General features: G+C 61.7%; 15 protein-coding genes. 10 read left to right on the forward strand and 5 right to left on the reverse strand.

All coding sequences use genetic code 11. The annotated features are described in order from the left end of the window. Positions 1-52: 52 nt before the first annotated feature. From ACIX9_RS01050 to ACIX9_RS01060, 3 genes are all read left to right on the forward strand, one after another. Positions 53-1,876, forward strand: coding sequence for an alpha-amylase family glycosyl hydrolase (locus tag ACIX9_RS01050; RefSeq protein WP_013578616.1), 1,824 nt, complete (start codon positions 53-55; stop codon positions 1,874-1,876). A gap of 201 nt (positions 1,877-2,077) precedes the next feature. Continuing rightward, entirely contained in the window at positions 2,078-4,312 is a 2,235-nt protein-coding gene (locus ACIX9_RS01055; protein WP_013578617.1) for a winged helix-turn-helix domain-containing protein, read from the forward strand. Positions 4,313-4,331: 19 nt separating this feature from the next. Next, on the forward strand, positions 4,332-5,744 hold the full coding sequence (locus ACIX9_RS01060) for a deoxyribodipyrimidine photo-lyase (protein ID WP_013578618.1): 1,413 nt from the start codon (positions 4,332-4,334) through the stop codon (positions 5,742-5,744). Between the two features lie 23 nt (positions 5,745-5,767). Here the strand turns inward: ACIX9_RS01060 and ACIX9_RS01065 are convergent, their stop codons facing one another. From ACIX9_RS01065 to ACIX9_RS01075, 3 genes are all read right to left on the reverse strand, one after another. Then, positions 5,768-6,190 carry a hypothetical protein gene (locus ACIX9_RS01065; RefSeq protein ID WP_232298763.1) on the reverse strand — a complete coding sequence of 141 codons (423 nt, stop codon included), beginning with the start codon at positions 6,188-6,190 and terminating at the stop codon, positions 5,768-5,770. A gap of 71 nt (positions 6,191-6,261) precedes the next feature. Further along, the gene (locus tag ACIX9_RS26225) at positions 6,262-6,639 is read right to left on the reverse strand and encodes a hypothetical protein (protein ID WP_013578620.1); all 378 of its coding nucleotides are present in this window, start codon (positions 6,637-6,639) and stop codon (positions 6,262-6,264) included. A 97-nt stretch (positions 6,640-6,736) separates the two neighbouring features. Further along, positions 6,737-8,164: a diguanylate cyclase gene (locus tag ACIX9_RS01075; RefSeq protein ID WP_198152132.1), complete on the reverse strand. Its 1,428-nt coding sequence runs from the start codon at positions 8,162-8,164 to the stop codon at positions 6,737-6,739. Positions 8,165-8,387: 223 nt separating this feature from the next. Here ACIX9_RS01075 and ACIX9_RS01080 point away from each other — a divergent pair, with 223 nt between their 5' ends. The 3 genes from ACIX9_RS01080 to ACIX9_RS01090 all read left to right on the forward strand — a co-directional run bounded on the left by ACIX9_RS01080 (position 8,388) and on the right by ACIX9_RS01090 (position 15,370). Continuing rightward, positions 8,388-9,362 carry an SDR family oxidoreductase gene (locus ACIX9_RS01080; protein WP_013578622.1) on the forward strand — a complete coding sequence of 325 codons (975 nt, stop codon included), beginning with the start codon at positions 8,388-8,390 and terminating at the stop codon, positions 9,360-9,362. Between the two features lie 17 nt (positions 9,363-9,379). After that, positions 9,380-10,750 carry a nucleotide sugar dehydrogenase gene (locus ACIX9_RS01085; RefSeq protein ID WP_013578623.1) on the forward strand — a complete coding sequence of 457 codons (1,371 nt, stop codon included), beginning with the start codon at positions 9,380-9,382 and terminating at the stop codon, positions 10,748-10,750. Positions 10,751-11,155: 405 nt separating this feature from the next. Next, positions 11,156-15,370, forward strand: coding sequence for a choice-of-anchor D domain-containing protein (locus tag ACIX9_RS01090; protein ID WP_013578624.1), 4,215 nt, complete (start codon positions 11,156-11,158; stop codon positions 15,368-15,370). Here the strand turns inward: ACIX9_RS01090 and ACIX9_RS01095 are convergent, their stop codons facing one another. Continuing rightward, positions 15,371-16,567 carry a BaiN/RdsA family NAD(P)/FAD-dependent oxidoreductase gene (locus tag ACIX9_RS01095; RefSeq protein ID WP_013578625.1) on the reverse strand — a complete coding sequence of 399 codons (1,197 nt, stop codon included), beginning with the start codon at positions 16,565-16,567 and terminating at the stop codon, positions 15,371-15,373. 59 nt (positions 16,568-16,626) lie between these two features. Between ACIX9_RS01095 and ACIX9_RS01100 the strand changes: the two genes are divergently transcribed. The 4 genes from ACIX9_RS01100 (at position 16,627) to ACIX9_RS01115 (ending at position 20,064) form a co-directional block, all read left to right on the forward strand. Beyond that, entirely contained in the window at positions 16,627-17,898 is a 1,272-nt protein-coding gene (locus tag ACIX9_RS01100) for a class I SAM-dependent rRNA methyltransferase (RefSeq protein ID WP_013578626.1), read from the forward strand. Between the two features lie 18 nt (positions 17,899-17,916). Then, on the forward strand, positions 17,917-19,029 hold the full coding sequence (gene pheS / locus ACIX9_RS01105; RefSeq protein ID WP_013578627.1) for a phenylalanine--tRNA ligase subunit alpha: 1,113 nt from the start codon (positions 17,917-17,919) through the stop codon (positions 19,027-19,029). Positions 19,030-19,202: 173 nt separating this feature from the next. Then, the gene (locus ACIX9_RS01110; RefSeq protein WP_013578628.1) at positions 19,203-19,532 is read left to right on the forward strand and encodes a hypothetical protein; all 330 of its coding nucleotides are present in this window, start codon (positions 19,203-19,205) and stop codon (positions 19,530-19,532) included. 1 nt (position 19,533) lies between these two features. Continuing rightward, on the forward strand, positions 19,534-20,064 hold the full coding sequence (locus ACIX9_RS01115; RefSeq protein ID WP_013578629.1) for a hypothetical protein: 531 nt from the start codon (positions 19,534-19,536) through the stop codon (positions 20,062-20,064). Between the two features lie 7 nt (positions 20,065-20,071). Here the strand turns inward: ACIX9_RS01115 and ACIX9_RS01120 are convergent, their stop codons facing one another. After that, positions 20,072-21,334 carry a glutathionylspermidine synthase family protein gene (locus ACIX9_RS01120; RefSeq protein ID WP_013578630.1) on the reverse strand — a complete coding sequence of 421 codons (1,263 nt, stop codon included), beginning with the start codon at positions 21,332-21,334 and terminating at the stop codon, positions 20,072-20,074. Between the last annotated feature and the right edge of the window lie 3 nt (positions 21,335-21,337).

The following is a 21,337-nucleotide window of genomic DNA, read 5'->3' on the forward strand; positions in this document are numbered from 1 at the left end:
GCCCAAAAGACCGTACGGCTTTTTTTCGCATCATCCAGACCCAAGGACATCCATGCACGCCTTTCTCCGCCTCACTCTCCTCGCCTTCGCTCTTCCCCTCGCCGCCCAGCAGCCTCATATCGACAAGGTCGACCCTCCCAACTGGTTCGCCGCCCTCCCATCGCCCATGCTCCTCATCCACGGCACCGGCCTCTCCGGCGCCACCTTCACCGGCGCGCCCAGCACCCACACCGTCACCTCGCCCAACGGCCACTGGGCCATCCTTGAGCTGGACACCCACGCCATCCGCCCCGGCACCCTGCACCTCACCGCCCACACCTCCAGCGGGACTGTATCGTTCGACTACATGCTCTCCCCCCGCCGCACAGAAGGCATCTCCGGCTTCTCCCCCGCCGACGTCATCACCTGCATCATGCCGGACCGCTTCGCAGACGGCGACCCCTCCAATGACAACCTCCCCGGCATGCCTCCCATCGATCGCGCCAATCCCCACGCCTACCACGGCGGCGATCTCAAAGGCGTCATCGACCACCTCGACTACCTCCAGCAGCTCGGCGTTACTGCCGTCTGGCTCACCCCCATCGTTGCCAACAATCCCGCAGGCCGCGACTACCACGGCTACGGCGCAACCGACCTCTACGCCGTAGACCCCCGCCTCGGCACCCTGGCCGACTACCAGCGCCTCACCACTGACCTCCACCGTCGCCATATGAAGCTTTTCTTTGACGACGTCCCAAACCATTTCGGCCCCAAACACCCTTGGGCCCTTGATCCGCCTCTCCCCGACCTCTTCCACGGCACCCCGGCCGATCACCAGGAAGCCAAATACGACTTCAACCGCATCATGGACCCCCACTACCCGGAGTCAGCCGCCAACCTGGAGCTGAACGGGTGGTTCGCCAACGTTCTACCAGACCTCAATCAGCAGAACCCCTTCGTCGCCCAGTATCTCCTCCAGAACATGATCTGGTGGATCGAGCAGACCGGCCTCGACGCCCTCCGCATCGACACCTTCCCCTACGTCCAGCGCACCTTCTGGCAGGGCTATCTCTCCGCCTTACAGAACATCTATCCCCGCCTTAACTTCGTCGGAGAGGTGGACAACGGCGACACCAATATCAACGCCTACTTCGCCGGCGACCGCAAGATCGCAGGCATCGACACCCACCTCACCACCCCCTTCGATTACCCCTACTTCTTCGCCCTCCGCAACGTCCTCATCAAGGGTGAATCCTTTGAAGCCCTTGAGACGACCTTCCGCCAGGACTGGCTGTACCCCCACCCGGAACTGCTCGTTCCCGTCCTGGACAACCATGACAACGCCCGCTTCATGTCGGAAAAAGGTGCCACCCCAGAGCTGATGCGCATCGCCACGGGCATCACCATGACCGTTCGCGGCACCCCCCAGATCTACATCGGCGACGAGATCCTCATGCAGGGCGGGGAAGACCCGGACAATCGCCGAGACTTCCCCGGAGGCTTCCCCGGCGACCCCGCCAACGCCTTCACCGCCGCAGGCCGCACCCCCGCCCAGGCAAAACTCCATGACTTCACCGCCTTGCTCGGCCAGCTTCGCGCCCATTCTCCCGCCCTTCAGGGTGGTCAGCAGCAGGATGTCCTCGTAGATAAGGACACCTTCGCCTACGTCCGCACCCCTGCGAATGCAAACTCCGCCTGCTCCTCGTTAGCTCGTGGCCAGTCGCTACTCATCGCGGTCAACCGCGCCTCCACCCCCAGCACACTTACCATTCCCACCCAGGCCACCGTGCTGGAAGGCTGCTCAAAGCTGTCGCCCATTTTGGGAGACGGCACCCCCCAATCCTCCTTCACCCTCACCCTGCCGCCTTTTGGCTTCGCCGTCTATAGACCTGAATAGTCTTCACAGCGTCCAACTCCCGGGAAGTCGTCTCGTTGACCCCGCCCACCCCCTGTTATCAAATAGGAGGTGGGCGGTTGACACCATTTCGGCCTCCCGGAAAGAGGCCGCGCCGTTCCAGAGGATCTACAAAACGCCACCAAGGTCACCTTCGGCCTCTTTGAAGCCGACCTCAAAAGTGGCGAACTCCGTAAATCGGGTATGCGCATCAAGCTTCAGGGCCAGCCCTTTGAGGTCCTGCGCGTCCTGCTGGAGCGCCACAACGAGATCGTCAGCAAGGAAGAGCTTCAGGCCCGCCTCTGGCAGGACGGCACCACCGTGGACTTCGACCACTCGCTCGGCACTGCCGTCAATAAGATCCGTCAGGCGCTCGGTGACTCCGCGGAAAATCCGCGCTTCGTCCAAACCATCGCCCGCCGCGGCTACCGCTTCATCGCCCCCTTACGTTTCCTGGAAGAAGCTCCCGCTGAGCTTCCCGCAGAGGAAGCAGTCCCGCTCTCCGCCGTCATCCAGTCAGCCCCGTCCCGCGGGCACGCCGCAGCCACCAACCGGATCGTCTCGCTCTCGGAGTCGGTGGTCCCCGCTCCGGAAGCGAGACTCGCCCCGGCACGTCCGCATCTCGTCCCCCCCATCCCCGTTGCGCTGGAAGACCCGTACCCGGATGAGCCCAGCCGCCGCCACCATCTCGCGCCCATCCTCATCACGGAAGCTGCCGTTCTCATCCTCGTCGCGTTCCTCGCCTTCACCTGGTGGCGCTCCGCCCAGCACCCCACCCCTTTCGCCATCCACCAGATCACCTTCTCCGGCATGATCTCGCCCGGCGAGCCGGAGATGGAGGCCCTTCCATCCCTCGCCACGGACGGCCCTCGCCTCATCGCTCCCATCATCACGGAGGGCGCATCCCGTCTCTCACAGGTTTCCATCTCGGAAGGCCAGACCACCTCCCTTGACCTGCCGCCGGACATCGCTGGCCCCGCCATCGGCGATATCTCACCGGACGGTACCCGCCTCCTCGTCCGCAATCACCTGGAAGGCGCCCCAGAGCAGGCCCTCTGGATCGTCCCCACCCTCGGGCATGAAGCCCGTCGAATCCCCAACCTCCTCGCCCATGACGCCACCTGGATGCCGGACGGCCGCCACATCCTCTTCGCCAATGGCAGCTCGCTCTTTCTCGCCGCGGATGATGGAAGCAACGTCCGCAAGTTCGCAGATCTCTCCGGTCGAGCCTTCTGGCTGCGCTGGTCGCCGGATGGAAAGCTCCTCCGCTTCACCCTTCTGGACCCCGCCACCCACAACACCGCCCTCTGGCAGATCGCATCGGACGGAACCCATCCCCAAGCCGTCTTCCCCGCGAACACTGCCCCCACCAACGAGTGCTGCGGCTCCTGGACCTCGGATAGCCGTTACTTCGTCTTCCAGTCCACCCGCGGTGCCGCCTCCGCCAACGCCACCCAGAACATCTGGGCCGTGGACAATCAGCACCGCTGGCTGGACTCCAATCCATTCCAGGTCACCAACGGACCCCTCAGCTACCAGGGCCCCGCCACCGCCCGCACCGGCCACACCATCTTCTTCCTCGGCCTCAACGCCCGCATGAGCCTCCTGCGATTTGATCTGGCGACCCACCAGTTCAAGCCGCTCCGCCAGGACTCCAGCATGATGGGCCACACCCAGGTCTCGTATGACGGCCGATGGATCGCCTGGATCAATCAGTCGGACGGCTCCCTCTGGCGCAGCCGCGCGGACGGCTCGGAGCGCCTTCAACTCACCTCCGCCCCCACGGAGGTCTTCCGCATGCACTGGTCGGCGGATGACCTCCAACTCGCCATCATGGCCCGCCAGCCCGGCACCCCCTGGAAGATCTCGGTCCTGTCCAACGCCGGCGGCTCCTCCCAGCCGCTGCTGGATGAGAGACGCGACCAAGCCGACCCCAGCTTCTCGCCCGACGGCCGCCAGGTCGTCTTCGGCCGCCCCCCGGACCTCATGGGCGTGGAGCGCGACCCCAAATCCATCGCCATCGTCGATCTCGCCACCCACCGTGTCGATCCACTCCCCGGCTCCGCAGGGCTCTTCAGCCCTTCATGGTCGCCGGACGGCCATTACATCTCCGCCTTCCCGCTCGATCAGTCCGGCATCCGCCTCTTCGACACCCGCACCCACACTTGGCGCAACCTCATCACCCGCTCCGCCGCCGACCCCGCCTGGTCCCACGACGGAAAATGGATCTTCTTCCATGCCTTCGCCGAACCCGGCTCCCCCATCTACCGGGTCAACGTGGACTCCGGCGAACTCATCCGCATCACAGGCTTGTCCGACCTCGCCAACACGGACGTGGTCGATTTTTACTTCTCCGGCCTTACCCAGGACGACGCTCCAATCATCACCGCGCGCATGTCCACCGCCAACGCTTACTCACTCAACCTCGACGCCCGCTGACCTCCGAGCCTCAACTTTTATGCCTAACGAAACCCTCCAGCTCCTGACCCAGAATCCCCGAGTCACCATCCGCCGCGACGGCTCGCCCGACCCCAAAGGCAGGTGCGTCGTCTACTGGATGCAGCGGGCTCAGCGCGGCATAGACAATCACGCCGTCAACCTGGCCGTAGAGGTCGCCAACCATCTGGGCCTCCCCCTGGTCGTCTACTTCGCCGCCATCAGCAACTTTCCGCACGCCAATCTGCGTCACTACGCCTTCCTCAACCAGGGCTTGCCTGACATCGAGGAAGACCTCGCCGCACGCAACATCACCTTCCTCATGCGCCGCGCCCCGCATGAGTCCCACGAGCAGCTCCTCGCCGACGTCAAGGCCGCCATCGTCATCGGCGACGAGAACCCCATGCGTGAGCCTGAGCGCTGGCGCAAGACCCTGGCGGAGAAGATCCGTATCCCCTTCTGGACCGTCGACACCGACGTCGTCATCCCCTCCTCCCTGATCGAGAAGGCGCAGTACGGCGCGTATACCATCCGCCCCCGCCTCTACCGCCTCCTCCCCGAGTACCTGGTCCCCTACGAGAACCCCCACGCCCAGCACCCCTGGCACCGCCCCAAATCCTTCAAGTCAGACAGCGTCCATGAAGACATCACGATGGGATGGAAGGACCTCGACCGCTCGGTTGGACCCGTCGAGTACTGGAAGGGTGGCACCCATGCCGGCCTCGCCCAACTCAAGCGCTTCACCACCAAACTGCTCGGGGACTACGAGGTCCAGCGCAACAAGCCGGAGGCGGATGGTACCTCCTCCATGTCCCCTTATCTTCACTACGGACACCTCGGTCCTCAAACCATCGCCCTCGCCGTAGACGCGGCAGCAAAAGCAAATCCAAAGCTTCAATCAGCTCGCGACAGCTACTTCAATGAACTGATCGCCTGGCGGGAACTCGCAGTCAACTTCGTCCGATTCTCCTCGGTCTATGACACCGCAGAATGTGCGGAGAACTGGGCCCAGAAGACCATCGCGGAGCACGCACGCGATGAACGGGAACACATCTACACGACGAAGCAGTTGGAGTTCGCCGAGACCTACGACACACTCTGGAACGCCGCCCAGATCCAGATGGTTCGTCACGGCTGGATGCACAACTACATGCGGATGTACTGGGCCAAGAAAATCCTGGAATGGACCCCTGACGTAGACACCGCCATGAAGGTCTGTGTTTACCTCAACGACAAATACTTCATCGATGGGCGCGATCCCAACGGATACGCCGGCATAGCCTGGGCCATCCTGGGCAAGTTCGACCGCGCCTGGGGCACCCGCCCCGTCTTCGGCAAACGCCGCTACATGTCGGGCGCGTCTACTTCGAAGAAGTTCGATTCCAAGGCCTATATCCGTCAGATGAACGCCTTGCCGGAACCGGCGGCTGGCTAAGTCACAGCCGCCGATCGCGGAATCTAGTGGGCCGCGCCAGCAGGATGAACGGGAGCCTTCGTCGTCATGACAACAGCCTTGTCCACAACCGCATAAAGCAACTGATCCGTATCCAGCTTTGCTGTCCGCTTGATGTAGTCGCCCATCTTCCGTCCGGCGGCTTCGCTATCGGGCAGGGTGACGCCCCGGTTCTTCGCGGAGAGCGTAGCCAACTGGGCCACCATCTCAAAGAACGTCGCCTCATTCTTGCCGCTCAGCAGCCATGCATCGTGAACGGTGGCGGTTACGATCTGTTCCGTCGTCCAGTTCGGCGTTGCGCCGGCTTGTCCGGAGGCTGAACCCGGCTGTATCCCCTGGGGCAAAATAGGCTGAGCATTAGCAGCGATTGGAAGTATTGAAAGCGTGCTGAGAATGCCACACATGGCAGCGGTACGGAATATCTTCATCTTGATCGTTCCTTTCAGATTGTTCATCGTGAATGAGGTCCCTGCTCGGAAGTCAGGGCGTTTCCACTCAGCTAGCGCCGGTAGTAGTTATTGCGCTGATTATTCTGGTGCGCTTTGCCTGCAATCGCACCAATGCCCGCGCCTGCTGCTCCGCCAATGATCGTTCCCTTGAGTCCGCCGCCCAGCAGGGCACCCAGTGCCGCACCGCCTGCGCCACCGATCAGCGCGCCTTTACCCGGTCCGATGCCACCCCGGTTGCGGTTGTAGTCGTCGTTCCGGTAGCGGTCATCGCCCCGCCCGCCGCCGTAGTAACCTCCGCGGCCACCATCGCGCACACCATTGTTGAAGTTGCCATGATCCCGATATTGAGCACCAGCATGCAGGCCGCAGGCCAGCATTGCGGGCAGAACCAATAATGCCGCCTGCCTCTTTAGAGTTGAGATTGTCATTCATCCTCCGTCCGTGGACGCAACTTCGCGTGCCATCTTCGTAAGATGCCTGTTTTCAATCGCGGTCGGAATTTATTTGCGAATCGGATGGGGTTGCTTAGGCTGACCGCTCATACAGCAACTCCGCCATCTTGCGTTCCAGAACATCCCGGTGCGCGACGATGCGGTCTTTGCCGGATCGCTTCGCCTCGTACATTGCATCGTCCGCCTGTGCCAGCAGACGATTGCTATCCTTGGTCGTTGCGCTCGTCGTAGCGACTCCGAGGCTGGCCGTGACTGGCTCGATTGCCCACCGCTCCCGGTGAATTCCGTCGTGCAGCCGCTTCGCGAAGAGGAGAGCACCCTCGTAGTCGGTCTTCGGAAGAAGGATGACGATCTCCTCGCCCCCATAGCGGCCCGCCGTATCGAGGACGCGCATGGTGTTTGAAACCAGATGGCCCAACTGCCGCAGAACCTGATCGCCTGACGCATGTCCGAACTGATCGTTCCGTCGCTTGAAGTTATCAACGTCCAGCAGGACGATTGAAAGCGGTTCCTTGTGGCGCCTTACGTTCTCAAACTCCAGTTCGATCTTTTCGTCCAGGGCGCGCCGATTCAGAAGTCCAGTCAAACCATCGCGTGTGGCCAGTTGCTCCAGCTTCAGGTTCGCGTCCTCCAGCGCCTTCTGACGCGCCACATCCTCGGTCACATCCACCGAGAAGCCCCCCAGAAGCATTTGTCCTTTTTCATTCAGGCAAGGGAACTTGGAGGACTTCCAGCTAAAGACCTGGCCGAACTCGTCGATCGTCTCCTCAAACCTCTCAATCAGCCGGCCACCCTCCAGAACTTCGCGGTCGTTGCGCACGATGCTTTCGCCTAGTTCACCCGGCCAAAGGTCAATGACGCTCTTTCCCAGCCACTGGTCCTTGCTGACTCTGAAGCGCTCCGCCATGACCTCGTTGTAATACAGAAACCGGCCTTGGAAATCCTTCATATATCCAAGGAAAGGCGCGTTATCCATGAATGTGCGGAAGCGTAGCTCGCTGGAACGCAGCTCCGACAGAAGTTCTTCCCGCGCGCTCAAAGCCTCCTGAAGCTTCTTCTGCTGAATCCTCATCTCCATGCGGGTTCTGACCTGCATCGCCAGGATCTCCAGCGCCGAACGCTGTTCCGCAGTCAGCTTTCTTGGGACCACATCGGCCACGCACACTGTGCCGATCAACTCTCCGCCGGGCCCCGCCACAGGCATCCCCGCATAGAAGCGGATGGTGGGTCCACCGAGCACAAGGGGATTTTCCTTGAAGCGTATGTCTTCTGTTGCGTCCTCTACGACGAAGAGATTCGTCTGCTTGATCGCGTGGGAGCAAAAGGAGACCTCGCGGCTTGTTTCGGAGACCTCTAAACCCATGGAGGCTTTGAACCACTGCCGGTCTTCATCGACCAGCGTGAAAAAGCCCATGGGAGTAGCGCACACACCTGCAGCCAGCGCGATCAACTGATCGTATTCAAGCTCGCGCTCCGTATCGAGGAGATTGCACTCGCGCAACGCTGCCAGGCGCCTTTGTTCCAGTGCCCCTGCGTCAACCGCTTGCTCCATCTCTCCCGCCATGCTCTTTGCCCAGCCCTCAATACTGCATCTTCAATCGTTTCATGGAGGTGCGCCCTCGTTCCGCCCGGTTTCTACGACTTTGGTGCAACCAGTTGACCTTCTGAGTTCCGGAAGGGCGCGTCAAGTCAGCCTGATAAACTTGAGCCTGGTCGCTCAAACATTGGCAAGCTATCTCATCACCGGCATCGCAGGCTTCATCGGCTCTCACTTGGCCCACGCGCTAGTGCGTCGCGGCGATTCCGTCCGTGGTCTCGATAATCTCTCCACCGGTTCTCTCGCCAACCTGTCGGACATCATCCCCGGAATTGATTTCCGGCAAGCCGACCTTCGCGATGCCGCAGCAGTGGAAGAAGCGTGTCAGGGGATCGACTACATCCTTCACCAGGGAGCGCTCCCCAGCGTCCCCCGCTCAGTGAAGGACCCACGGACCAGCCATGAAAGCAACATTGACGGAACATTCAACCTCCTTGAAGGAGCCCGCGCCGCCGGCGTCAAGCGCGTCGTCTATGCCGCCTCTTCCTCTGCGTATGGAAATCAGCCCGGCTTCCCTCGCCGTGAGACGATGGTGCCGCAGCCCATCGCACCTTATCCCGTCCAGAAGCTGACCGGCGAGCTCTACATGCGTTCCTACTGGCAGGTCTACGGCCTTGAAACCGTCTGTCTCCGATACTTCAATATCTTTGGCCCGGGCCAGACGCCTGACTCCCCATACTCCGGCGTGATGGCACGTTTCATCCTCCAGATGATGCGTGGTGAGCAGCCCGTCATCAATGGCGATGGAGAACAAGGTCGCGACTTCACATACGTCGATAACGCCGTTGAAGCAAATCTGAAAGCCTTGACCGCACCGGCAGAGAAGGTAGCCGGGCGGGTCTTCAACGTCGCGACCGGTGAGCGCCATACGCTTAATGAGACATACAGCATCCTTGCCGGTCTTCTCGGTCATGAAGCGCCTCCCCAGTACGGCCCGGAACGCTCTGGCGACATCCGCGACTCGCTTGCGGATATCTCAGCCGCGCAAGAGGCCTTCGCCTACGCTCCGCAGGTCGGCTTTGAAGAAGGTCTTCGGCGCACCGTTGCATGGTACGTCGCTCAATATGGAGCGTCCCTGAAAATGGAATCAGTCTCCTCTTGAGCATCATCTCTACTCCCATGACTTTGGCTGAATGGCTCGCACGCATCGCCCCCAATGAAACTGGGATGCGTCTCGCTGAAATAGGCGTAATCGGCCTCGGTTACGTCGGGCTTCCGTTGATGCTTCTTCTCAGCGAAGACGGCTTCCGGGTTACCGGCCTCGACATCGATGAGGAGAAGGTCCGCACCCTGAACGCCGGGCAAACCTACATTCATCGCATCGAACCCGCACATATTCAGAAGGCGCAATCCACTGGCTTCCGCGCCACCATAGACTTTTCCGCAGTCCGTGCGCTTGATGCGATCCTGATCTGCGTTCCCACGCCGCTCTACCCCGATCACACCCCCGATATGCGCTCCGTGGTCTCCACCATCGAAGCCATCGCACCCCATCTGCGTCCCGGACAGCTTGTGGTGCTTGAGAGCACAACCTACCCAGGCACCACGGAAGAGATCATCGTCGCTACCATCGAGCGTCACGGCAACAAGGTCATGCGCGCCACCTCAGGAGACCTGCAGCAGTCGCTCGATGGAGTCATGGTGGCCTTCTCGCCGGAGCGCGAAGACCCCGGCAATACGACGACGCCTCGCCGTGACATTCCCAAAGTCGTCGGCGGAGTCGATCCCTGCGCCACAGCCGCCGCATGCGCCTTGTACGGTGTGCTCTTCGCTCATGTCGTCCCCATGTCGACGCCCGCCGCAGCGGAGATGACCAAGCTGCTGGAAAACATCTACCGCTCCGTCAACATCGCACTCGTCAACGAGCTGAAGCAGCTTTGCCTTGCGATGAACATCGACATCTGGGAGGTCATCGCCGCAGCCTCCACCAAGCCCTTCGGCTTTCAGGCCTTCCAGCCTGGACCTGGCGTGGGCGGTCACTGCATCCCCGTTGACCCGTTCTATCTCACCTGGAAGGCAAAGCAGTACGGCTTCCCCACGCGTTTCATCGAACTCGCCGGTGAGGTGAACGAATCCATGCCGCGTTACGTCGTCCAGACCACGGCTCGTGCCTTGGAGCGCAACGGCGCATCTCTCAACGGAGCAAAGATCCTTATCCTCGGCGTCGCGTACAAACGTGACGTAGACGATCTGCGGGAGTCTCCCGCTCTGACGATCATCCATCTCCTTCGTACAGAAGGCGCGATCATCTCCTACAACGATCCATTTCTGCCGCGCGTGGGCACGGGTCGCCATTACGATCTGAAGATGGAATCCACGCCTCTCGTGGATCTTGAACGCTTTGACTGTGTGCTCATCGTCACCGATCATTCAGCCTATGACTATGACGACATCGTGTCTCATTCCCGCCTGGTGATCGACACGAGAAATGCAACCCGTCATCTCAAGCTGGAAGAGCCGGAGCTGCTCGCAAAGATCGTCCGCTGCTAATGGCGTGAGGTTTTGCATTGCCTTTCTTTCCCTCACCCCGTAAAGTGACCAAAAGCCGCCATTAAATCAAGATCTGTCTCAAGTTCCTCGTCTCTCCGCCGATACCGCCCTTAGGGTTTTATGCACCGCGGGATGAAACGAAACATGCCTCAAGCCGGTTTTCTAAACCGTCGCGTATTGCGTCCGCGCAGCCTCGTCCTTGGCGCGTTGATGCTGCTCGGTTCCATCTCTCCCGCGACCTGCCAGACCAGACCAAAGCTTGCGCCTCGCGCACTTCGATCTCAAAGATTTCTGCGTGGAAGACGGACCGGGGTTGGAGCTGCGGAGCGTCTTGCACAAGCACGCGCGGAGCACGCTGTTCTGGCGGAGGCCCAACCCCAGGCCTCTACGCTCAGTGCGCCCTGGATGCCCGTTGGTCCAGCGCAGGTCCTTAGCTCAGCCTACGGATTGGTGACCGGACGCATCACCTCCATTGCCCTGGACCCGTCTGACACCAGCGGGAACACGCTTTACGTTGGCACGACAGGTGGCGGCGTCTGGAAGTCGACCAACGCCTCCGGTCCAGCCGCCTCGGTCACTTTTACACCGCTGACGGACACGCTTCCGGTCTTCAGAGCCAACGCGGGCACCGGCGCAACGGCATCGTTGAGCATTGGTGCGCTCGCCATGGCCAACGGCGTACTGCTGGCCGGTACCGGAGATCCAAACGACAGCTCCGACTCCTATTTTGGCTCAGGCCTTCTCCGTTCCACCGATGGCGGTCTCACATGGACTCTCATCCAAAGTTCTCAAGACGGAGTCGCTGGAATTCATCGCTTCTTCGGTCTGTCGTTCGCTGGCCTGGCCTTCTCCACTGCAACCCCCACACTCGCGGTAGCGGCCGTCTCACAGGCGACTGAGGGAACGCTCGTGAACGCTCCCTATGCGACGAGCAGCGTGATGGGCCTTTACTTCTCCACCGACGCCGGCCAGACCTGGCAGATGGCAAGCGTCTATGACGGCAGCCAGGTCGTTCAGTCGGCCCAGAAGCCCTCCAACAACGCCGCAACCTCCGTCGTCTGGAACCCTATCCGCCAGCGTTTCTACGCCGCAATCCGCTTCCACGGCTACTATGAGTCGAAAGACGGTCAGACCTGGACTCGACTCATCCATCAGCCCGCTGCATCGCTCACGCAGGCCGCCTGTCCAACCAACACCGCCACCTCCTCCTGCCCAATCTTCCGGGGTGTCCTGGCAGCTCAGCCCACGACGGGCGATCTCTTCGCCCTGGCGGTCGACAGCACAAACAACGACCAGGGCCTCTATCAGGACGCATGCAACCTCACGGGTTCTGCCTGTGCAAGCAACACCGTTCTCTTCGCCAATCAACTCACCTCTACCCCGCTTGAGACAGGCAATGGCATCACCGCGATTCAGCAGGCAGACTACAACCTCGCACTCGCCGCCGTTCCGTCTGGCACCGATACGCTCCTCTACGCAGGCACGATCGACCTCTATCGCTGCAGCCTGGCGTCCGGTTGCCAGTTGCGGAATACGACCAACGCAGCCAACGGATGTACTAACCCCGCAGGCGTAGCTCCCGCTCAACATGCAATCGCAGTCCTCGACGCGTTGGTGTTCCTCGGCAATGACGGCGGTCTCTATCGTTCAACCGATGCGGTGAACGAGCAAGCCGCACCCTGTTCGATCGACGACGCAAGCCACTTCCAGAACCTGAACGCCGGTCTGGGCTCTCTGTCGGAGGTAGTCTCCTTCGCGCAAGATCCTGCCGATCCCAACACACTCCTGGCCGGCCTGGGAGCCCTGGGTACCGCGGGGACGTCCTACTCGCCAAACACCTGGCCGCAGTTGGCTCCTGGCGAAGGAGGAGCCGTCGCAATCGATCCTGCAACTCCTTCGCTCTGGTATCTCTCGACCGCCGCCGGAGTCAGCATCGCTCGTTGCAGCAAGGGGTCGGCCTGCACTGCAGCCGATTTCGCAGGCACGCCGACGATCAGTGAAGCCCAGGTCTCGAACGATCCTTCGGCCATCGACGCCCCCTGGTTGCTCGATCCCTCTTTGCCCTCAAATCTCGTCATAGGCACCTGCCGCATCTGGCGAGGCCCAGCCTCCAGCGGCTCCCTCTGGTCCAGCTCCAACCTCCTCAGCCGACCGTTCGCCGCTGCTGCAGCCACAGCTTGCCCATCCAATCTTCCGGTGGTGCGGTCTCTCGCGGCGGGTGGCGCAGTCAGCGCCGGCACCTCCGCCCAGAACGCCGGATCGGAGGTACTCTACGCGGGTCTTACCGGCGACCCCAGCTCGTCCGGTACGAGCTTCGGAGGCCATCTCTTCGTTACGGCTGCCGCCAATCTCGATTCAAGCTCAACCGTCTGGACCGATGCCGCAGCCTCTTCTGTCGTCAACGATCCCTCCGGCTCCGGCATCTTCAATCCTGGCCAGTTTGATGTCTCATCCATCGCCGTGGACCCTCATGACACAACCGGGCATACCGTCTATGCCACCATCATGGGGTTCGCGGGCAACAATCTGAGCGTCACACATCTCTACCAGTCGACCGACGCTGGGTCTCACTGGTTCAACATCTCTTCAAACCTTCCGAACGCACCCGCAAACAGTGTCGTCGTCGATCCGAACGATGCCAATACGATCTACGTCGCGCTCGATACCGGCGTCTATGTCACCACGCAGGTCACAACTTGTACCTCGGCAAACTGCTGGAGCGTCTACGGAACCGTCCTCCCTAACGCGCCCGTCATCCAGCTTCAGGCCGCGGTTAGTATGCCGACTGGCGACGGCCGCATCGGCGAACTACGTGCCGCGACCTACGGCCGCGGCATCTGGCAGGTTCCTCTGCTCACGGCCATCAGCCCAGCCGCCCCAGGGCTGGCGGTAAATCCCACTTCTCTTGTCTTCGCCAGTCAGCAGGTAGGCAGCACCAGCGCAGCTCAAACCGTCACCGTCACCAACACGGGTAACGCTCCGCTCACGATCTCAAGCATCGTTCCCACCGGAGACTTCCTTGAGACGGATAACTGCACCTCAACGCCGATCGCGCAGCAAGCCACCTGCTCCATTCAGGTCACGTTTTTACCCACCGCCGCAGGCGCCAGGACCGGCCTCCTGACCGTTTACGGCAACGCGCCCGGAGGGCAGGCCACGGTGACCCTATCCGGAACCGCAACCCCGGCGGCAGCAATTGTCCTTACACCCACCGTACTTACCTTCCCATCGACCACCGTTGCCGCCAGCAGCCCGGTGCAGAACATCACCATCTCCAACACTGGCGGGACGATCGCAAGCCTTCAGTCTCCCGTCATCACAGGCGATTTCGTGATCAGCGCCAACACCTGCACAAAATCGCTGGGTCCACAGACCGGCTGCACCGTCTCCGTGACCTTCACCCCCACCGCCCCAGGCACACGCACCGGAGCCCTCACGGTCACGGATGACGCTGGCACCCAGACGGCTTCACTTACCGGCGTCGGAACATCACCTGCCACAGACACCCTGACACCCCTCAGCCTTATTTTTTCTCCACAGCAGCTCAATTCCTCCAGCCTCGCCCAAGGCCTCACACTTCTTAACTCCGGAGACGTGCCTCTTACCCTGATCGCCGCGCAGATCACCTCGGGTGACTTCTCGGTCGTGAACTCATGCGGCAACTCCCTCAATCCGCATTCCAGTTGTTCGCTCACGGTGGTCTTCACGCCCAAATCGCTCGGCCAGCGATCCGGAACGCTCGTCCTCTCCGATCAATTCCGATCTCAGACGGTGACTCTCTCAGGATCAGGGCTCGCGCCACCCGGCGTCTCCCTAGCCCCCATCACTCCGCTGGTCTTCGCTCCAACTCCGGTCGCCGCCGCATCCGCCTCTCAGACAGTCACCCTCACCAACAACGGCGGCGTGCCCCTCTCATTAGCGAGCATCAACGTCACCGGTGACTTCACCATTCCGGCCAACTCCAACACCTGCACCGCCACCGTTGCGCCGTCTGCCGTCTGCGCCTTCCAGGTCGCCTTTGCGCCGACAGCCCCCGGCCCACGCACAGGTCTCCTCACGGTTACATCCAACGCACCCAACTCTCCTCAGACGCTTGCGCTCTCAGGTTCGGGCGTGGACTTCACCCTCATCGCCGGCAGCCCCTCCGCCCAGACCATCATTAGCGGCCAGACCGCAACCTACCCGTTGCTGCTCTCCTCCGTCGCCGGTGTGCCGGGGAGCGTGCTCTTCACCTGCGCCGGCGTTCCCGCTCATGCCACCTGCACGGTCAACCCACCCAATCCGGCACTGGGCTCTACCTCGACCATCACAGCGACCGTGGCGACCGGTCTATTCGCCGCCGTTGCTCCACCCGTCTTCCCCTGGACAGCGAACCCGGTCTGGCTCGCTGTCCTGATCCCTTGCGGCATGTTCCTGCGCAAGCGCCGCCGCGTCATCCTGCTGTCTCTGCTCCTGGTGACGATCGCCGGCTGTGCCACAGGCCGCACCGTTCCCAGCGCTGTCACAACCAACCCCACCACCCCTGCCACTCCCACCCCATCCGGAACCTATACCCTGGTCGTCTCCGCTAGTAGCGCCGGCCTTGTCCGCACGGCGAACCTGACTCTCACTATCCAGTAGCTAAGCCACCTGCCCCGCACAGAAGCCGGAAGCCCAAGCCCACTGGAAGTTATACCCCCCGAGCCACCCCGTCACGTCCACCACCTCACCCACAAAATAGAGCCCTGGAACTTTCTTCGCCTCCATCGTCTTCGCGTCGAGTTCCGCCGTATCGACGCCCCCTGTCGTCACCTCCGCCTTCGCATAACCCTCTGTTCCCGCTGGCAGCACACGCCACTCATGCATCGTCCGTTCCATCTCTGCGATCTCTGCGTTGGTGAAATCCCGTCTCCCATCCCCCAGCTCGGGAGCATTGACCGCAACCCAGCGCTCCGCCCACCGGCCCGGCAGAACAGTCTTCACCGCCGCAAAAACCGCTGCAACATCTCTCCGCGCATTCTTCTGCAGAAGCCCCCCAAACACCTTCTCTCCCATCGCAAGATCGAGTTCAACTGCCTCGCCTTCCTTCCAATAAGAAGAGATCTGCAGAACCACCGGCCCACTCAAACCCTTGTGAGTCACCAGTATCTTCTCCCGAAAGCCCGGAGCCTTCTTGTCGGTCGCCTTAGCCTCAGCCATCGCTGAAACACCAGAAAGATCGCACCACCTCTCACGATCCTCCGGGCGCAGCGTAAACGGCACCAACCCCGGCCGGCACGTGGTCACCCGCAACCCAAACTCTCGCGCAACCTCATAACCAAAGCTGGTCGCGCCCATCTGCGGAATGGAAAGCCCTCCCGTCCCCACAACAACGGCCTCCGCCAGAACAGCACCCTGCGACGTCTCCACCAGAAATCGCCCATCCTCCCGGCGTCCCAGTTTGGCAACGCTGGTGGAGGTCCAAATCGTCACCCGAGCCTCGCCACACTCTTTCTCGAGCATGGCCACAATCTCCCGCGAACTCGCATCGCAAAAGAGCTGTCCCAGCGTCTTCTCGTGATACTTGATCCCGTGCCGTTCCACCATCGCCACAAAATCCGCAGCCGTAAACCGAGCCAACGCGCTCCGTACAAAATGCGGATTCTCCGAGATGAAGTTCTCCGCCCGGCACCCCAGATTCGTGAAATTACACCGCCCACCACCCGAGATCAGAATCTTCTTCCCCACCTTGTCCGCATGATCCACTACGAGCACCCTCCGCCCGCGCCGGCCAGCCTCCGCCGCGCACATCAGCCCGGCCGCTCCCGCGCCCAGCACCACTACATCGAAATCCCGCATATCAACCCATTCTAGGTCGCCGGAAGGACGATGCGGCCGTCAGGTGCGAAGATGGAAGGATGGCAAAACCGCAAGACCTCCGCCCTATCCGCGTAGGCACCCCTCATCCGCAAGGCCCCGCAGCCATCATCACCCGCCGCGCCTCTGACAAAATTCGCGCCGGCCACCTCTGGGTCTACCGCACAGACGTCGAGCAGCTCCTCCCCGCACCCGGCACCACCTCCGTCGATCCCGGCGCTCTCGTGACGATCCTGGACACCCGTGGAATCCCGCTAGGCTCCGCACTCTACAGCTCTGCCTCTCAGATCACCCTGCGCGTAGTCTCGCCGCTCGCCGCCCTCACTCGCGAGGCCTATCTCGCAGAGACGCGCACCCGCATCCAGGCCGCCCTGTCCCTGCGCAACCAGCTCTCCCCGGTGACGGCGGACAACAACGCCCACCGCCTCATCTTTGCCGAGGCCGATAACCTCCCCGGCATCGTCGCCGATCGCTACAACGATCTCATCGTCCTCCAGCTCCTCACCCAATCCACCGCCAAGCCGGATCTCCGAGCCCTGATAGGCGAAGTCCTCGCCGCCGAACTCCACCCCTCCACGATCCTCGAGCGCCCCGACCCTCGCGTCCGTGAGATCGAGCAGATCGCCCCCGCTCCCACTGAGCCCATCTTCTCCGCCGGCGAAGCCAAAGAAGCCACCATCTTCACCATCAACGGCCTGCACTTCGCCTTTGACGTCACCTCCGGCCAGAAGACCGGCGCCTTCCTCGATCAGCGCCTCAACTACGCCGCCGCCGCCCGTTACGCGCATGGCCGAGCCCTGGACGTCTGCACCTACCAGGGAGGCTTCGCTCTGCACCTCGCTCAAACCTGCGACCGTGTCACCGGCGTAGACACCAGCCGCGCCGCCCTTGAGGTAGCCGACGCCAACCTCGCCCTCAACCCCCACCTCAAAGCCCGCACAGACTGGATGGAGGCCGACGCCTTCGACCTTCTCCGGGAGTACGAGTCCACCGGCGAGCGCTTCGACACCATCGTCCTAGACCCTCCGGCCTTCGCAAAATCCCAGCGAGCCCTTGAAGGAGCCCTTCGCGGCTATAAGGAGTTGAACCTCCGCGCCCTCAAGATGCTCAACCCCGGCGGCACCCTTGTCACCTGCTCCTGCTCGCATCATGTCCCGCTGGAGGAGTTCACCGCCGTCGTCGCCTCGGCAGCCGCGGACAGCCACCGTCGCGTCCAGCTTCTGGAGACCCGCGGAGCCGCGCCGGATCACCCGGCCGTCCTGACCCTGCCTGAAACCAGCTACCTCAAGTGCCTCGTCGCCCGAGTCGACTAAACTGAAGAAGAGCCTCGTATGACCAATCAGACTGACCCAACCTCCATCCCAACACTCCCCGCCTACGACGAGCCCACGCTCGACCAGTCCTTCGCGGTCCTCGCCGAAGAGGTCCGCACCACCGCCGCCGGAGCAGACGCCGAGGCCTTCCGCCTCCTCTGGCTCGGCCGCAAACAGGGCCGTCTTAAGCTCATCTCGGAGGCCTGGCTCAAGCAGGCTCCCGCGGAAGCTCGCAAGCCCCTCGGAATCCGCTTCAACCAGCTCAAGCAGCAGATCGAGCAGTCCCTCGAAGCCCCCGCGGCGAAGATCGCGGCAGCCCAGGGCCTGGACATCTCTCTCCCCGGCCTGACCCGCACGCCCGGCATCCCGCACCCGCTCCTCACCGCCATGGACCGCGTCGTGGAGGTCTTCCATCATCTCGGCTACAGCACGCAGTTAGGCCCACAGGTGGAGTCTGACTTCTACAACTTTGAAGCCCTGAACTTCCCTGAAAATCATCCCGCCCGAGACACCCAGGACACCCTGCAGGTCGCACATCAGCAGTCCAAGCCCTCCCGCGACCGCCTCCTGATGCGCACGCACACCAGTCCGGTGCAGATCCGGACCATGGTCTCTCAGGCTCCCCCGCTGCGCATCGTGATTCCCGGAAAGGTCCACCGCAACGACGCCGCAGATGCCACGCACTCGCCCATCTTCCACCAGGTAGAAGGTCTCTGCGTCGATACCAACGTCACCTTCTCAGACCTGAAGGGCACTCTCGATCACGCCATGCGTGCCCTCTTCGGCTCCGCAGTCAAAACCCGTTTCTTCCCCAGCTTCTTCCCCTTCACTGAGCCTTCGGCAGACGTCCAGATCTCCTGCATCTTCTGCGGCGGCAAAGGCTGCCGCAAGTGCAAGCACTCCGGCTGGATTGAGCTTCTGGGCTGCGGCATGGTTGACCCCGCCGTCTTCCAGGCTGTCACAGAAGAACGCCGCCGCCTGGGCCTTGACCCCAGCCCATACGATCCCGCCCGTATCAGCGGCTTCGCCTTCGGCATGGGAGTAGAGCGCATCGCGATGATCCTCCACGGCGTCTCCGATATTGGCCAGTTCTACTCCGGAGATATGCGCTTCCTGGAGCAGTTCTCCTAAACGAACCACAACTTCACGTCATTCTGAGCGCAGCGAAGAACCCCTGTATTTGCACTTGCTGTTGTTTCTGCCGTTGCCGTTCGGATTAGAGTGGGGCTTTAGCCCCACGATTACGGCTTCAACAAATTAGGGCTTTAGCCCCGGGCCGTGCCCGTCCATCCTGGAGCCCAGACATGACCCCATCCGCAGAAGCCCACAATGAAACCCTCCGCGGCTATACCGATCTGACTCTCTTCAACCTGGAATCGGACTCGGCCCGCATCGGCTTTGACCTGACCATGACTCTCGCCAACTCCAAGGGCGGCCATCTGACTCTGCATTGCTCTGACGTTCAGAACCTTGAACTCAACCCCAACGGCGAAGACTTCAAACGGTTCCTCGGCCTTCACATCGAAGATCTTCGCGAAGACGGCCTGGAGCGCATCCGCTACAGCCTGGAAGACCTGGAAAACGAGGCGATCTTCCTCCACTGCGCCAACATTCAACTGGAGCGGCCCGTCTGACATGGATCTCTCTGAGCTCTTGCCCGTAGTCGCCGCGCTGATCGTCGCTATGCTCGGGATGATTGCGTTCCGTAGTTCAAGCCGAATCGCCTCCAAAGCAGTCCGTCTTGCCATGCGTATTCTCGCAGGCTCTTTGGCAGCCATTCCACTGCTGATTGCGACGGCCCTCATCTTCTTCGCGCTCAACTACACCCGCCATCTGCCCCAACAGATCTCGCCGGACGGCCGGTTGATTGCCATCACGACCTACACGGTGAACAACGGCACCGGCGTCGATCAGGCTGAGATCTCCATCCGCCACCCGTGGAACCCATACGCCCATCGGGTCTACGCTGGGCCAGCAGAGTATAAGCCCAACGCCAAAACTCCCGATCCAGAGGCCCAGTGGCTCGATTCCACCCACCTTCGGGTTCGCTTCAACACCTACGCTTCGACCGCCAACTCACCCGGCCTCACCCCGCAGGGCTGTGCCACCCAGGCGGAGGGCGTAACCGTGGTCTGTGAAGAGACCCGTGTCCACGCCGCCCAATAGGGTCGCTTTAGACGAAGAAATGCGGGATAAACGAACTCAAGTTATCCGTGATCGGCCCTCCGCTCTCGCGTATACCAAGCCCGGAGCAATCCTGATCGATCATCCATAGACCCAGCACAGGATAGCGGGGAGCCCCGCCGCGGCCAGGGAAGATAGCGTCCGGTGCGATCGCCTGGCGGATGAAAGGTCCATCGCCGTAAGGCCCTGATGTCTCGACAAGCTGGGCGTTCGGCCTGACGATCTGGATGTTTGCACCTTCGCGGGAGTGCAGCGGCTTGCGGACGTAGCTGGTCATATCGCTACCGGTGCGCGGCGCACCGACAGTAGTCCATGCTGACGCGCTCGCCTCGAAGTGAGCCTCCAGCAGCAAGGGGTGGTTGGGATAGAGCTCCCATAAAATCGGCAGAATTCCTTTGTTAGAGAGCAGCATCTTCCAGATCGGCTCGATCCAAGTCACCTGGTGATAGGTCGAAAGCGCCGCCGGCCCGAACTCCTCAACCACCATTGATTCCCACGGATAAAGCTTGAAAAGAGAGGAGATCTGGTTCTCCGCCGGGTCGGTATCCACGAACGCCAAGCGTTCCTGGTTCCAGCCGATGTCCTGCAAAGCAATGGCGCGAGTATCCAGGCCAGCCTGGTTCGCCGTGTCCTGCAGATAGGTCACGGTCAGGTAATCTTCGGCGTAATCGAGCGCGGTTGCGGGGTCGGGTGCGTCCGCCTGGAGGCCGGCAAAGTACACGGGCTCAGTCAGGTAGTCCTTTACGTCCTTCCACTTGGCGATGATGCGGTCGTGGATGGAGTTGAACTGATCTGGTTTGGCGAAAACCGGCAGGTTCCCGGTCATGTCTTCGAGCCAAGACCACTGGATGACGGCAGCTTCGACCAGCGAAGTAGGGGTATCGGCGTTGTATTCCAGCAGCTTGGGCGGCTGGCCGGACTGCGCACCGGCCCAGGAGATATCGAAGCGTCCATAAAGCGCGGGAGGCTCTTGGTTCCACGCCCATTCAATCAGCGGGATAGCTGCGGGAGGGATCGCCAGCTCGTTGTACCGTTGCTTATCGATGACATGCTGTGCGGCGGCCAGGCACATCGTCTGCAGTTCGTTGCCGGCGGCCTCAAGCGTGTCAATCTCGGCGGCGGTGAACTCGTAGGCTGCGGACTCCTCCCAGTAGGGCTGGGGGGCCATAGCGGCGGGGGAATGAAAGGTAAGACCTGCGGATTCAACCTTTTGCTGCCAGTCAGGGCGAGGGGTGAGCTGGATACGCTTCATGCA

The organism is Granulicella tundricola MP5ACTX9, assembly GCF_000178975.2.
Classification (GTDB): Bacteria; Acidobacteriota; Terriglobia; order Terriglobales; family Acidobacteriaceae; genus Edaphobacter; species Edaphobacter tundricola.

Excerpts from the sequence above, each read along its gene's own strand:
- ACIX9_RS01050 (WP_013578616.1), top strand. The coding sequence starts at position 53 with ATGCACGCCTTTCTCCGCCTCACTCTCCTCGCCTTCGCTCTTCCCCTC.
- pheS (WP_013578627.1), top strand. The coding sequence starts at position 17,917 with ATGACCAATCAGACTGACCCAACCTCCATCCCAACACTCCCCGCCTAC.
- ACIX9_RS01060 (WP_013578618.1), top strand. The coding sequence starts at position 4,332 with ATGCCTAACGAAACCCTCCAGCTCCTGACCCAGAATCCCCGAGTCACC.
- ACIX9_RS01065 (WP_232298763.1), bottom strand. The coding sequence starts at position 6,190 with ATGAAGATATTCCGTACCGCTGCCATGTGTGGCATTCTCAGCACGCTT.
- ACIX9_RS26225 (WP_013578620.1), bottom strand. The coding sequence starts at position 6,639 with ATGACAATCTCAACTCTAAAGAGGCAGGCGGCATTATTGGTTCTGCCC.
- ACIX9_RS01085 (WP_013578623.1), top strand. The coding sequence starts at position 9,380 with ATGACTTTGGCTGAATGGCTCGCACGCATCGCCCCCAATGAAACTGGG.
- ACIX9_RS01095 (WP_013578625.1), bottom strand. The coding sequence starts at position 16,567 with ATGCGGGATTTCGATGTAGTGGTGCTGGGCGCGGGAGCGGCCGGGCTG.
- ACIX9_RS01100 (WP_013578626.1), top strand. The coding sequence starts at position 16,627 with ATGGCAAAACCGCAAGACCTCCGCCCTATCCGCGTAGGCACCCCTCAT.
- ACIX9_RS01110 (WP_013578628.1), top strand. The coding sequence starts at position 19,203 with ATGACCCCATCCGCAGAAGCCCACAATGAAACCCTCCGCGGCTATACC.
- ACIX9_RS01090 (WP_013578624.1), top strand. The coding sequence starts at position 11,156 with ATGCCCGTTGGTCCAGCGCAGGTCCTTAGCTCAGCCTACGGATTGGTG.
- ACIX9_RS01115 (WP_013578629.1), top strand. The coding sequence starts at position 19,534 with ATGGATCTCTCTGAGCTCTTGCCCGTAGTCGCCGCGCTGATCGTCGCT.
- ACIX9_RS01055 (WP_013578617.1), top strand. The coding sequence starts at position 2,078 with ATGCGCATCAAGCTTCAGGGCCAGCCCTTTGAGGTCCTGCGCGTCCTG.
- ACIX9_RS01120 (WP_013578630.1), bottom strand. The coding sequence starts at position 21,334 with ATGAAGCGTATCCAGCTCACCCCTCGCCCTGACTGGCAGCAAAAGGTT.